The following is a 13,404-nucleotide window of genomic DNA, read 5'->3' on the forward strand; positions in this document are numbered from 1 at the left end:
TGACCGGACCGCCGTTTCTGCACCTCGCACTGCACCATGAACCCCATCCCCGCTGATCTTGCCGACCGCCCGCGCATCTGGGCCTGCGGCATCAGCCGCCTGAGCGACCTGTTCCTCGACATTGCTGCCGAGTACAACGACCGCGCCGAGCTGCGCGTCATCACGCGCGGCTTTGAAGACATCGTGCGCGAGATCGACGCTGCCGGTGCCGACCGCCCTGACGTGGTGGTCGCGGGTGGGTCCAATGGCGCCTATCTAAAGCCGCGTCTGTCGTTGCCCGTGGTCGTCATCAACCCCACCGGCTTTGACGTGATGCACGCGTTGGCCCGTGCGCGGCGTGATGCAGCGTCGGTCGCACTCGTCACCCACGGCGACACGCCGGATGAAGTGCGCCGCTTCGTCGCTGCCTATGGCATGGACGTGGTATTTGCCTCGTACACCTCGCGCCAGGGGGCAGAAAGCTGCGTGCTGGATCTGCGTGACCGGGGGGTGGGCGCGGTGGTCGGCCCTGGCTTGGTGACGGACCTGGCGGCGCAGGCGGGCATGAACGCGGTGTTCCTGTATTCGCGTGACTCCGTGCGCGCGGCGTTCGACACCGCGCTGGAAGTCGTGCAGGCCACCCGGCGCGAAGCGCAGCGCCGCCAGCGGCTCGACAACCTGCTGCAGCACTTGCGCGACGGCGTGGTCGCGCTGGACGCGCAAGGCCGTGTGGAGGCCATCAACCAGCGTCTTGCCACGGCGCTGGGCATTGATGCCAAGCAGGCTGTCGGCCAGCCGCTGCTCAACATCGCACCTAATCTGTTGGGGCTGCTGCCCGATACCGAGGGGGACACGCTGGGTACCGTGCAGGGCGTGAACTACGTCATCCATCGCGGCCCGCTTGCAAGTACAGGCGCGGGTGCCTCGGAAGGCACCGTGTTCACGTTCCAGGAGTCCCGCGCGGTGGAGCGGCTGGACCGTACGCTGCGTTCACGTCAGCGCCCGCAGCAGTTCAGCGCGCGCTACCGGCTGGATGATCTGGTGGGTGAATCCGCGCCCATCGAGCGCGTGCGCACGCTCGTGCAGCGTTACGCCAAGTCGGATGCCACCGTGCTCGTGCTGGGCGAATCCGGCACCGGCAAAGAGATGGTGGCGCAGGGCATGCATCAGCTCAGCGCGCGGCGCGACTTTCCGTTTGTAGCCATCAACTGCGGCGCCTTTCCTGAGGCACTTCTGGAGAGCGAACTGTTTGGCTATGAAGAGGGTGCCTTCACCGGTGCGCGCAAGGGCGGCAAGACTGGCCTGATCGAAGCCGCGCATCGCGGCACGCTGTTCCTCGATGAGATTGGCGAGATGCCGCTACCGCTGCAAAGCCGCCTGTTGCGTGTGCTGCAAGAGCGCGAGGTGGTGCGGCTGGGCTCTACCGAACCCACGCGTGTGGACATCCGCGTCGTGGCGGCCACGCACCGCGCGCTGACGGATGCGGTGGAGGCCGGTACCTTCCGCGCCGATCTTTACTACCGCCTGAACATTCTCAGCATCGCATTGCCCCCGCTGCGAGAGCGGCCTGACGACGTGATGCCCCTGGCCGCCGAGTTGCTGGTGCAAGCCGCACGCCGCGAGCCGCGCCTGCTGCTGCGCATTCCCGATACCGAAGTGGCCGCGCATGTGCTGGCCGACGTGGCTGAGCCGCTGCGGCACTACCCTTGGGCGGGCAATGTGCGTGAGCTGCAGAGCGTGGTCGAGCGCATTGCGGTGGAGCTGGCCCATGCTGATGCCCCCGATGCCGGCACCATCACGCAAGACGTGTTGCGCCTGATTGCGCCGGAAGTGTTTGCCCACGGCGCGCGCGGCAAGCAGCCCGCGTTGACACTGCGTGAGCGCAGCCGGGGTGTGGAAGCGGAAGAGATTCGTGCCGCGCTGGCGGCGCATGGCGGAGACCGCGACGCCGTGTGCGCCGCGCTGGGCATCAGCAAGACAACGTTGTGGCGGCGGTTGCAGGCGGGGTAACTGAGTACCCCATCAGGATCGTTGCACTAGTCCAGCAAACGCAACGCATCCTCAAGCGACAGCACCGTGGTGCGCGACTCGAACGCCGTTGCAAAGAGATGGTCGTGCACGACCTGATCCGGGTCGTAACAGCAATCTTTGACGGTGAACAGACGGAAGTCTGCGTCGCTCGCGTGCGCAATGGACGACAGCATCACACCCGTCGACGCCACGCCCACCATGAGCAAGGTATTGACGCCCTGCGCGGAAAGCCGCACCTGCAGATCGGTGCCAAAGAACACACTTGCGCGATGCGCGATGACGAGCGGTTCATCGGCTTGCTGGCCAAGCTCCGGCGAGATCCGGTCGTGGACGAACAGGCCAAGCTGCTTGACTCCCTGGCCGTTCTTGTTCAACGGACTGATTTCCGGATAGCCGGGGCTGAAGTGGAACTTGGCGAAATAGATGTGGATGCCCTTGGCCCGTGCCGCGTCACACAGCGTGCGCGTGTTGGAGAGCAGCATGGGCGCGACCGATGGAAACAACCCCATGATGTCGGTCTGGTAGTGCATGACCAACAGCGCGGTTTGCGACGCAATGAGTGTCGAGGTCTGCATGGTCTCGGTGCCCAGGTTGGCGGTGGAGAGCGATGGCGGACTCTATCACGGCCATCGGACGCAGACTTCAGGAAGCCAAACGCGGTGTCTTGCGTTGAATCAGTCAGCCCATACGCTGCCTGAGCGCGACACGGGGCCCTATGGTACGGTTGAGAAGTCTCGCCCATGCCTACCTGTCAACGGTGGTGCCTGGGTCACATGAATGGGCTGTCGAGGAGAGTGACGCACCGTGAGTGATGCGAAACAGGACGCGCGGCGCACGCTTCAAACGGACAAAGCCGCCGTCAGCCGGGCTTTACGCCTGAGCGTGCCGCCAGAAGCCAGACCCGCGCCGGTGAGCCGGAAAGAGTGGCTGAAGCAAAGGAAAGCGCAGTTGCAGGCCGCCCGTGCGGCTGCCAAGCAACGGCGCGATCAACTCAAGGCAGAAATCCTGTCGGCCGCGCAGGATGTTGCCCGAGAAGAACGCGTGGCTGCCAAGCTGGAAGCCGATCGCTTGAAGGCAGAAGCCAAGGCTGCAAGCATTCACGCAAAGGAAGACGCCCGCGCCGCAGCCAAGTTCGAGCGCAGCAAGCCCGCCCGTTCCGCGTCAAAGCGCAAGACGCTGAGTGCTGGCAAACGGAAACTCGTTTCGTACGCCGATCTGCTGCGCATGCGCGGGTGATCGGGAGGATCGTCAGAAAAAACGATCCGCCCAGCATTGCAGGCTACGGGTTCCGACGTTACATTCACGCCAGTCGAAAAAGGCAGACTTGGTGTGGTCCAGCCCAAGTCCTTCCCTGAGCAAGATCCAGCGGAAGCTCTGTCCATGCCTCGTGCATGAGTCCCACGACGAACACTGACGCCACTCAGGCGTTGTTTTCTGTTCGTCCGCGTGGTTCTCAAGACATCGAACTGCTCCGGTCGAACGACCATCACGGTGTCGCTCATGCACGATCTACCCATCTACGACGTTGTCATTGCCGGCGCAGGGCCGGTTGGCCTGTTCCTCGCCTGCGAGCTGCGCCTCGCCCACCTTTCGGTGCTGGTGCTGGAGCAAGCCGAAGATCCCCATGCGCCCTTGAAGCAGTTGCCGTTTGGCATGCGCGGGTTGTCTTCTCCCACGCTCGACGCCTTCCACCGCCGCGGCTTGCTGGATGACGTTGCCGCGCCGCAACGCGCAGCGGTGCCTCCCACGCATTGGATGCAGCAACCCTTGCGCGCTGGCGGCGCCGGCGGCCACTTTGCAGGCATCCAGTTTTTCCATGACAGGATCGACGCGTCGACATGGCTGTACCGCTTGCCAAGCCCGGCCGGCACCCACATGGCCAGCAACATGGCGCATATCGAATCCGTTCTGGCCGCGCGAGCCAACGTGCTGGGTGCGGAGATCCGTCGCGGCATAGGCGTGGATGACGTCGAGCAATCGGACGCAGGCGTGAGCGTTCGCGCCCGTGACCAGACCTTCCGTGGGCGTTGGCTTGTCGGGTGCGATGGTGGGCGCAGCACAGTGCGCAAGGCCGGCGGTTTTGAATTCGTTGGCACCGAACCCGAGTTCACCGGCTATTCCGTTGAGGTGGAACTGGCGCAACCGCACGCGGTCGTCCCAGGGCGGCAGTACACGCCCACGGGCATGTTCACGTATCAACCGCCGGGCACCATTGCCATGGTGGACTTTGACGGCGGCGCCTTCCATCGCACCCAGCCGATCACGCTGGAGCATGTGCAGCGCGTGCTGCGCCATGTATCCGGCACCGCTGTCACCGTGACGGCGCTCAAGCAGGCAACGACCTGGACAGACCGCGCTTTCCAGGCAACGACGTATCGCAACGGGCGTGTGCTGCTCGCAGGGGATGCTGCGCACATTCACTCCCCGTTGGGCGGCCAGGGGCTGAACCTCGGGCTGGGCGACGCCATGAATCTCGGATGGAAGCTTGCGGCAACCCTTCGCGGCGACGCGCCGGATGGTCTGCTCGACAGCTATGGTGCGGAACGGCATCCGGTGGGCGCGCAGATCCTGGATTGGTCGCGCGCGCAGGTCGCGCTCATGCGGCCGAGCCACAGTACGCGCGCGCTTGCAGCCATCATTCGCGATCTCATCGAGACGCGCGATGGTGCAACCTACTTTGCCGAGCGCGTCTGGGGGCTGTCGCTGCGCTATGAGATGGGCGGCAGCGGTTGTGAGCATCCGTTGGTTGGCCGCAGCGCGCCCGACTTCGTACTCGCTGACGGCACCCGGCTCGGCGAGCGCCTGCGCAATGGCAAGGGGCTTCTGCTGGACTTTGACGCGCGCGCACCACTGCAAGCGCTGGCTGGCCGCTGGCACGGCCGCTTCGCCTATGTCGCGAGCGATGCCCACAACAAGCTCGGCCTTGCCGCCGTGCTGGTGCGCCCGGACGGCATCGTTGCCTGGGCGGGAGTGGACACAGCCGACCAGGCGGCGTTGAAGCAAGCCGCATTGCAATGGTTTGGCGCGGCCTGACAACGCCAGGCTGCGAGGTGCCCGAGGCGGCCGTTGCCAGTGTTGCTTCCGGTGTCAACAGCTTCCTTACGGAAGCCCCATACCGGGCGAGTTTTTAAGTTTTCCTTAACGAACCAACTGTTACGCTTTATTACGGGGTGGGCTCTGGACGCCTGATGTGACGGCTTCCAAGGGCGAACAAATCAAAAAATGGGCCAGATCCATACGTGGGCTGGCCAACTCACCGCAATGCAGTGCGCGACAGAGCCGTCGCAACTGCATTCGGTTTTGGGGAGAGGCGCAATGCGATTGCTGGTGGTCGAGGACGATCCGATGATCGGAGAGGACCTCGAAGAGGGGCTGCGCCAAGAAAACTATGCGGTGGATTGGGTGCGTGACGGCGACGCAGCGGCGCTTGCCTTGCGCCAGCAGGTGTATGACCTGTTGCTGCTCGACCTGGGCTTGCCGGGCCGTTCCGGACGCGAAGTCCTAAAGGCCTACCGCGATCAGGGCGGCGACATTCCGGCGCTGATCATCTCCGCACGGGACACGCCCGCCGACCGCGTGATGACGCTGGATGCCGGTGCGGACGACTACCTCATCAAGCCATTCGATTTTGCTGAGCTCATGGCGCGCATACGCGCCTTGCTCCGGCGGCGTTCCGGCCGGCGCTCCGCCACGATTGTGTATGGCGGCCTCAGCCTGAACCCCGGTACGCACGAAGCCCTCTTTTGCGATCAGCCGCTCAATCTGTCCAAGCGCGAATTCGCGCTGCTGCTCGTGCTGATGGACGCGCGCGGCGAAGTCGTGTCGCGTGGGCTTCTGAAAGAGAAGCTCTACGACTGGGATGCCGACATCGAGAGCAATACCGTTGAGGTGTACATCCATGCGCTGCGCCGCAAGCTCGGGCGCGACTTCATCAAGAACGTACGGGGCGTGGGCTACAAGCTGACGCAGACGCCATGAAGACGATCCGCGGGTACCTCCTGGCCTGGCTGATTGGCGGCATGCTGCTCTGCACGTTCATCGCAGGCGTCTTGCTGTACAACGTTGTGCGGGCAGAAAACCGCCAGCTGTTCAACAACCAGCTCAAGCACATCGCAGGGTCGCTGTTGATCCATCTGCCGCCATTGGCGGCTGAGCCCGGCAAACCAGGCACCGACGAAGGCGACACCCCGGACGACGGCATCGTGGTGCAGGTCTGGGACACCAGCGGCAAGCTGATCTACACATCGCGTCCGGCGCTCATCTTTCCGCGCTACCCCGACGACGGACTGAAGACGGTTCCGTTTCGCGGCGAGCGGTGGCGGGTGTACGGCGAGGCCCGCTCGGGGCAGTTCGTTCAGGTGGCGCAACCGATCGGTTTGCGCAAGGCGCTGGGCTTGCGGTTGATCTGGCTGGCCCTGGCACCATTTTTGGTGCTGGTCCCGATGCTGGCGGCCATCATCTGGTTTGCCGTCCACCGCGGCCTGAGCCCGTTGCGCCGCACCGCTGAGTCCATCGAACAACGCGGGCCCAATGCGCTGGAGCCGGTGGAGACGTTCGCACTGCCGCGCGAACTGCGCCCAATGGTCGATGCGCTGAACAGCCTGATGAAGCGCCTGGAGCGCGAGCTGACCTGGCGCCAGGAGTTCACGGCGGAAGTCGCGCACGAACTGCGTTCACCGTTGACCACGTTGAAGCTGCAATTGCAGTTGGCCGAGCGCGTGCAAACCGATGAGCAGCGCGTCAAAGCCTTTGCCAAGCTGCATGCCCGTCTTGACCGGGCGACCCATCTGGTTCTCCAGTTGCTGACCCTGGCACGTCACGAGCGTGGCTTGCAGGAAGACGACATGCGTCCTGTCGACCTGGCAAAGCTCGCGCATCAGGTGGTGGCCGATTTCGTGCCGCAGGCAGAGAGCAAGGACATTGCGCTGACGTTGGACACAACGGCTGATGTGCCCGCCAACGTTCAAGGAGACGAAGACGGCCTGCGCACGCTGCTCGCCAATGTTGTCGACAACGCCGTGCGCTACACCGCGCCGGGCGGCCGCGTGGAAGTGGCCGCGCTGTGGCAGGACGAAGCACCGGCATGGCGCGTTGTGGATACCGGCCCCGGCATTCCGTGGCAGGAGCGCTTGCGCGTGTTTGACCGCTTCTATCGATTGGTCGACGCCACGACGGTCGGCAGCGGTCTGGGCCTTGCCATCGTCAAGAACATTGCCGAGCGCCACCAGGCCACCGTTACGTTGAGCGACAACCCAGCGGGGCATGGTCTTGTTGTCACCGTTGCGTTTTCACCGGTAGACCGGAAGGCCGCCGAGCTTCCGTTTGCAGACACCGCAGCGCGTCGGCACGGTCAGGATTAAGCAAGCGCGTTCTCGGTATCTGCACACGCGGTTGCGGCACTGTCCACATTGGTCACGCCGTCGCGCCGTGTTGCCTCTCTTTCAGTTACGTCGATCAGTCCATGCAAGCCACATCCTCTTCCGCACCCGTACTGCCTGTGCCGGTGCCGCCCGTCTTGCGGTCGCTGATCGACGAGGCCATCAACGCGATTCTTGAAGACGCAGCGTCGCGCTCGGGGCTTGAGGCCGGGCCCATCGGACGATGCGGCGATTACGCAATCGTTGGCGCGCGGGTGCTGACCTTACTCACTGGGCACAGCTATGTTGCCGTTGCCGGCGGCGAGCTGATCGACTGCGGCAGCGGCCGCTACGTGGTGCTGAACCCGTCCAGAGCGGCGCGGCGCACGGTACGCAAACTGTCAGAGCTCCGGGAGTACCACTGCTGGATTCAATCGCTGCACGACGACGCGCCCAACCGGCCCCGCCTGGAGATCGTCGACTTTACCGCCAGGCATGACGAACAGGTGGCGAATCTGCGCGGCGTGCCATTTACCCGAACGGGCGCACCCAGCTACCTGTGGGAGTGGGAGGATGCCCTGGGTGACGTGCCGGATGACGCCCGCGCGCAGATGAACACGACGCGCAAGAAGCTCGGTTGGCTATGGGAAGACGCCAACTGCACGCAGCTGCTGCACAAGTATGAGAAGGACTATGACCCGCTGTTCGGGCGGCTGACCGCACAGGCCATCCTGCGCCTGGCCGACAGCTTTCAGACGGCACTGGCCGCACCCAAAACCGCCGCGCTTTCCGACGCCGGTATCGGATAGGCGATCATGTCGTGTCTGCAAGCACACGCCACCTGAAGAACCATGACCACCGCAACGCCCGACAACCCGCAACCCACGCTGGTTGGCGCCAATGTTGAACTGCGCCCTCTGCAGGCAGATCACGCCGCGGCACTCGTTGCCGCTGCTGCCGATGGCGAGCTTTGGAATCTGAAGGTGACGGTGGTGCCAGGCCCAGACACGGTGGGCGGCTACATAGCGACTGCGCTGCAAGGGCGCCAGGCTGGCACTGTCATGCCGTTTGTGATCGTCCGGCGTGACACCAACCAGATCGTCGGCAGCACACGCTTCTGGAAGATCGACCGCGCCAACCGGAAGCTCGAAATCGGGCATACGTGGCTGAGCCAGTCGGCCCAACGCTCGAGCATCAACACCGAGGCCAAGCTGCTGCTTCTGAAGTTTGCGTTTGAAGCCATGCAGTGCGTGCGTGTGCAGTTCACCACCGACGAGCTGAACGAAAAATCCCGCGCTGCGATCCTGCGCATCGGCGCCAAGCAAGAGGGCATCGTCCGCCACGAGCGCATCATGCCCGATGGCCGAAAGCGCAACTCGGTGCGCTTCAGCATCATTGATACCGAATGGCCGGAGGTGAAGGCCATGCTGGAAGCGCGGCTTGCGCGATAGCCGCGGTGGCGTAGCCGGCCACTACCCCAGGTAGGGCAGCAACATCAGCGCGCGGCGGCGCTATCGTTTTTCAGCAAGACCGGTTTGACCGACATCCAAGACGTCGTGCCCTTCATCCGCCGTCTTGTGAGCGGTGTCTGTCGAGCCAGCTCAGCTCGCCCCGCCCGTTGAATTGGCCGCCGGCGCGGATGCAGGTGCCGGGGTAGCAGCTGGCACTGTTGCCTCAGGTGCAGACGCCGGCGCGGGTTCAACATGCGGCTTGGCTTCCGGCGCAGGCGGCGTAACTGCCGGTGCAGATGCCGGTGAGGGAGCCGGTGCAGGTGTTGCTGCAGGTGCTGCCGCAGCAGGCGCAGCCGCCGGCACAGGCGGCGCCGGCGGTGTCGGCACCACGGGTGTCGTCATCTTCATCGGCTCGCCTTGCGCCGTGGGGGCGGGTTCGGGCAGCGGGGCCACGTGTTCCTTCGCAGCCGCCTCGGCCACTTTCACTGCCGCGCGGTCACGGCGCACCGGGTCGATCTTCAGGAAGTGATCCACCAGGTTGAAGTAGCGCTCGTAAAACACGCCGGCCGGAATCGTCTCGCTGGCTACCTTCACCATCGAATCGTCACCCGAGCCGATCGGCAGCGACACCGAGCCCAGGATGCTCAACCCAACGCTGGCCGACGTGCTCGTCTTCTTGAGCGAGTAGCGGTCTTGCACCGCGTTCACATAGGCCGTGCTGGATGTGCCGTCTGCATTGGCATCCGCACACACCACGTGGAACGAGATCACCACATGCGAATCATTGCTCGGCTGGAAATTCTTGCTGCCGTCGATGGTGTCTGCGCGTGGTGATGTCGACACATACCCCTGGCTCAGCAGCGCCCGGCGCGCGGCTTCACACGTGGCATCCGCCTTGGCGTGGAACGTGCGCGAGTACGGGCTGGCCGCCGCGTCAAACTGCTCTTGCTGATAGAGCGGCGTGGGCGCAGAGCTGCAGCCAGCCACAGCGGCAGCAATGCCGGTAGCGGCGCACAAAACGGACAACGGACGGAAGCGGTAGGGCATGGCGTTGGGCAAAGGGCTCGGCCGGGTGATGTGCCCGACGTGTCATCAGGCAGCGGCCCGGCGGCGCCACTGCGGGTGCGGCGCAAGTTTTGTGCGCGGCAGGCGGTGGCGGCGTGGGCGGGTGGCCGGGCGACATTATAAGTTTGTCGGGTGACGGGGGCACAGCCAAGCCATGTGCGCGGACGTTCGCTGTGGCAGATTTGCCGAGGAAAGGGCGGGGCGAGAACGATCCCAAGCTTCCCGTACAGCGACAGTCAGCGGCCCCAAGTTGATTAGCGCTGTATCGACACGTCGCTGACGGTGTAATCCCACGTACCGTAGTCCTTCGACTCGGCGTGTATTACAAGGTCATAGCGAAGCTCTTCGATGTAGTAGCTGACGCCCCTGTCGCCTTTCTGGTTCAGACAGTCCATTGGCCACGCCAGTCCGCTGAATGCCGAATGGATTCGACTTGCCTCAATGGGTTGGCCGATTGTGCAATTTTGACTGAGCTTGCTGGGAGTCTCGTCGGTGGGGATTGTGCGCACTTCGGAGTGGTATGACAGCCGTGCCTCTGGCGCCCATTTTGGCGCATCCACTTCCAGGGACTGCGTAAGGGTGACATCTCTGCTGTTAGAGAGGTCGGAGCGCATCTTCGATTTCAACTGAACGATGCCCATCATTTCGCGATCGACGGTGAAGGTTGTGTAGATCTCGCGTACTCGTGTGGTGCCATCTTTCTTGGGTTCAACCACGTAGACAGTGCTCTTTTCAGGTTGTCCACCGTGCGTGGTCGCAACCGTGATCCTTGCAAGCGACACGGCTTGCGAGGAAGGCATGACCGCCGTTAGCTTTGCCGCTGTCGCCAGCACGGCGGGTGGACTCGCGACATCGCCCATATCAAGATCGCCAGGTATGGGCGCTTTCACCCGGAGCGTTTCTCCCCCGATCCCCGCGAAGGTTGCTGGATTGATCGGTTTGCCGCAGGCCACCTCATTGATGGCAATTGCGTAGTCGTCGGTGGAATCAAAAGGTGTTTCAGGATCGTTCTGCTCGATGATTCCGTCGGTTACGGCCCCTTCCGGAGTGAAGTCGTAGCCAACAGTGAGGCGATACGTTTTCTTGGCGCAGTTCACTTGGACGAATTCACGCTTTGAATCGTAGGGAGCGTCGTACGGTGGGTCGAAGGTGATTTTCGGATAGTCGTACCGTGTCCAGAACGAGGCCGTTGTGCCAGTTTTAGAGAAGCTGCTGGCGTCCATTTGAATGAGAATGCCGTTACCCGCTCGACGAAGATTGACGAGACGTTCTGGCTTAACTGGCAGTTGGCACGCCCAGTTCAGCATCGATTCCGCAGCAGGCATGCCTCGGGTCGGCACGAACCCCGTGGGGGTGTAGCGGCCGGATGCTCGGCCGGGTGTCCCATAGGCTCGCGGAAGGCGCTTCCCGTCCAGCGTCCCATCCGTCCATGCGGAGCGGAACGTGCGAGCGCCGCAATTGAACTCGATTGGAGCCTCATACTTCATCACGCCCTGAACCAAGGTAGACGTCCCTCTGTGCATCAGGTAGACGTGCTCCCCGATCCGATGCGCGGAGTCTGCGAGGTACTCGAGATCGGGTTTGTCAGGTACTGGTGCCCATCCTACGGAAGGGGCTGCAACGCTAGGCAGGCAGCAGCTCAGAGCGAAAAATCCGATGGCGAGGTGTTTGAACATTCAGGGAACGTGTGAGTTGAATGATGGCGACGCGGCGTAGGGCCTCAAGCAACACGGGAGAGCCGGACCGCGCTCCAGCTATTGCACAGATGGATCGACAGACGTTTGGCCGGCGTCTCCAGGACTGACCGGGCGCGCAACCAACGCTCGCCGCCGCAACAAAAACACAATCGCCCCAACCGGAATGCTGAAGCTCAAGATGAGCGGCGCGTACGGACCAGCGCTAAAAGCGCTGACACCCGGTACGGCAACGCTGAAGAACTGGACGTTGAGGCTACCGGTGGTCCAGTTGAAGAGGAATCGCACCACGCCGAGCGCCACGAACACCAGCCAGAGCCACTTGCGCTTGGCAATCGGCGTGCGGAAGCAGAGCACCAGCACGTAAATCACAAACAGAGCGATGCCAATCGTCAACCCGAGCACGAAGTAGTGCAGGAAGCCCTTGCCCGCAAATGTGAAGGCATTGGTTTCACGCAATGATTGCTTTTCGGGATAGGCGTGCATGCCGACAATCCGGAGTTGCCCATCCTTCCGTTGCAGCGTGACGTTGGTGAGCACCCAAGCGTTGGGGTACTCGTATTCGTACGTAAGGTTGTAAGTCGTGACGCTGTTGAGCGTGCGGGTTTCCGTGCCCACGATGTTGACGCTTTTGGGCTGGGCCGACGGAAACGCGTTGGCCATTTTTTCGAATGTGTCTCGGGTATCCGGCGTTTTGAGGGCTGGATCAAGCTGGCTATCGAGCGCGCTGAAGTTTCTGGCGACCAGGTCTGACAGCGCGCGTTGGGCGACAGCGGATTCAGCTTTTGGGGTGAACTTCTCGAGCATGGCCTGCTGGTCGCAGCCTGCAAGCAGCGCCAGAACACCGAGCACGAGAAGGAATCTTTGGTAGATGCGCATATTGGGTTTGTAAGAGCTAGTAGGCGTGCCAGTTCTCTGCGCCATTGAACTCGTAGTAACGACCTTCGGGCGATGGTTCTACACCCTCCAAACGTGGCCACTGAAAACGAAAATTGCCCATATAGAACGGCAGCACGAAATACCGCCTTTCCTCCAGATCGAACACCGCGGTCTTCCGCTCAATGCGTTTTTCCATCCAACTCATTGCGAGGAAGCGCGAGTTTGCCGTACACGCAAAGTGGCACCCCCACGCGTAGCCAGGAGCACGCACGCCGTCGATCTGGATCAAGTGATTAGAGTCGCCGTGTGGTGGCTCGCCGCAATAGTGCAAAGCGATGTGGTGGCGGTAATCTGGCGTGACCAGCTCTATATCTGACATCCCTGCCCAAAGGGAGGCCCCGTCCGCCGGAAGCTGGAGTGTTTCCACTCAATATCCCCTTACTTGGCCGAGCTGGCCGTCACTGAACGGCGCGTTGCGCAATGTCTCGGCAATCTCTTCGCTGCCACGGCGGCCCATTTCGGGATCAATACTCGCCAGCAGTTCTACTTGCTTGCTGAACATCAGTCGCCGGAAGTCTTGCCCGGGGACGCGATGCACTAGTTCGTAGGCGCACGCCATGGAGAACGTCACGCCATCAAATACCCAGTACAGCAGTTCGTGCAGGTCTGACGTCGATTTGCGGAGTACTTCGGCGCCCCGTTCGACGACAACGTAGTGATATTGCCCAGCCCCAACCTCTATATGAGGGTGGGCGAAATCGGCGGTAGATCCGAACGTCGGATAGGCGTTGCTGGGCGCGGCAACCCGTTCAGCCAGACGCGCGACTTCGACCTCAATTTCTGCAAGCGTTTTCATGACGATGGTCTAGACGATCGCAACCAAAGCTGCACACCCTGCGGCGCTTGGTGCCCCGAGCGACGTGCTGGGCCGAGATGCTAACGCAGCAA

13 protein-coding genes are annotated in these 13,404 nt (G+C 62.9%); 7 read left to right on the plus strand and 6 right to left on the minus strand.

The window, feature by feature from the left end; genetic code table 11:
* Window positions 1-36: 36 nt before the first annotated feature.
* On the plus strand, window positions 37-1,989 hold the full coding sequence (gene prpR, locus R2N11_RS24490; protein ID WP_316682706.1) for a propionate catabolism operon regulatory protein PrpR: 1,953 nt from the start codon (window positions 37-39) through the stop codon (window positions 1,987-1,989).
* A gap of 26 nt (window positions 1,990-2,015) precedes the next feature.
* On the opposite strand, the gene R2N11_RS24495 is transcribed toward prpR, so the two are convergent.
* Complete coding sequence (locus R2N11_RS24495) at window positions 2,016-2,585, minus strand: cysteine hydrolase family protein (RefSeq protein WP_316682707.1); 570 nt, start codon at window positions 2,583-2,585, stop codon at window positions 2,016-2,018.
* Window positions 2,586-2,814: 229 nt separating this feature from the next.
* Between R2N11_RS24495 and R2N11_RS24500 the strand changes: the two genes are divergently transcribed.
* From R2N11_RS24500 to R2N11_RS24525, 6 genes are all read left to right on the plus strand, one after another.
* Window positions 2,815-3,246 (plus strand): hypothetical protein, encoded by a 432-nt coding sequence (locus tag R2N11_RS24500; RefSeq protein ID WP_199026883.1) that lies wholly within the window; start codon window positions 2,815-2,817, stop codon window positions 3,244-3,246.
* 264 nt (window positions 3,247-3,510) lie between these two features.
* Window positions 3,511-5,043, plus strand: coding sequence for an FAD-dependent monooxygenase (locus tag R2N11_RS24505; RefSeq protein ID WP_316682708.1), 1,533 nt, complete (start codon window positions 3,511-3,513; stop codon window positions 5,041-5,043).
* Between the two features lie 282 nt (window positions 5,044-5,325).
* Complete coding sequence (locus R2N11_RS24510) at window positions 5,326-5,988, plus strand: response regulator (protein WP_199026889.1); 663 nt, start codon at window positions 5,326-5,328, stop codon at window positions 5,986-5,988.
* Entirely contained in the window at window positions 5,985-7,370 is a 1,386-nt protein-coding gene (locus R2N11_RS24515) for an ATP-binding protein (RefSeq protein WP_316682709.1), read from the plus strand. The genes R2N11_RS24510 and R2N11_RS24515 overlap by 4 nt, the downstream gene beginning before the upstream one ends.
* 101 nt (window positions 7,371-7,471) lie before the next feature.
* Entirely contained in the window at window positions 7,472-8,176 is a 705-nt protein-coding gene (locus R2N11_RS24520; RefSeq protein ID WP_316682710.1) for a hypothetical protein, read from the plus strand.
* 42 nt (window positions 8,177-8,218) lie between these two features.
* Window positions 8,219-8,818: a GNAT family N-acetyltransferase gene (locus R2N11_RS24525; protein WP_316682711.1), complete on the plus strand. Its 600-nt coding sequence runs from the start codon at window positions 8,219-8,221 to the stop codon at window positions 8,816-8,818.
* Between the two features lie 150 nt (window positions 8,819-8,968).
* Here R2N11_RS24525 and R2N11_RS24530 read toward each other — a convergent pair whose 3' ends face one another.
* The 5 genes from R2N11_RS24530 to R2N11_RS24550 form a co-directional block, all read right to left on the minus strand.
* A complete protein-coding gene (locus R2N11_RS24530) occupies window positions 8,969-9,865 on the minus strand; it encodes a DUF2242 domain-containing protein (RefSeq protein WP_316682712.1) in 897 nt (298 codons plus the stop codon).
* Window positions 9,866-10,137: 272 nt separating this feature from the next.
* Window positions 10,138-11,190 carry a surface-adhesin E family protein gene (locus R2N11_RS24535; RefSeq protein WP_316682713.1) on the minus strand — a complete coding sequence of 351 codons (1,053 nt, stop codon included), beginning with the start codon at window positions 11,188-11,190 and terminating at the stop codon, window positions 10,138-10,140.
* 447 nt (window positions 11,191-11,637) lie between these two features.
* Window positions 11,638-12,456, minus strand: coding sequence for a hypothetical protein (locus R2N11_RS24540; protein WP_316682714.1), 819 nt, complete (start codon window positions 12,454-12,456; stop codon window positions 11,638-11,640).
* A 16-nt stretch (window positions 12,457-12,472) separates the two neighbouring features.
* On the minus strand, window positions 12,473-12,883 hold the full coding sequence (locus tag R2N11_RS24545) for a hypothetical protein (RefSeq protein WP_316682715.1): 411 nt from the start codon (window positions 12,881-12,883) through the stop codon (window positions 12,473-12,475).
* Complete coding sequence (locus R2N11_RS24550) at window positions 12,884-13,312, minus strand: Imm63 family immunity protein (RefSeq protein ID WP_316682716.1); 429 nt, start codon at window positions 13,310-13,312, stop codon at window positions 12,884-12,886.
* Between the last annotated feature and the right edge of the window lie 92 nt (window positions 13,313-13,404).

This window comes from Ralstonia flaminis, assembly GCF_958415495.1.
GTDB classification, from domain to species: domain Bacteria; phylum Pseudomonadota; class Gammaproteobacteria; order Burkholderiales; family Burkholderiaceae; genus Ralstonia; species Ralstonia flaminis.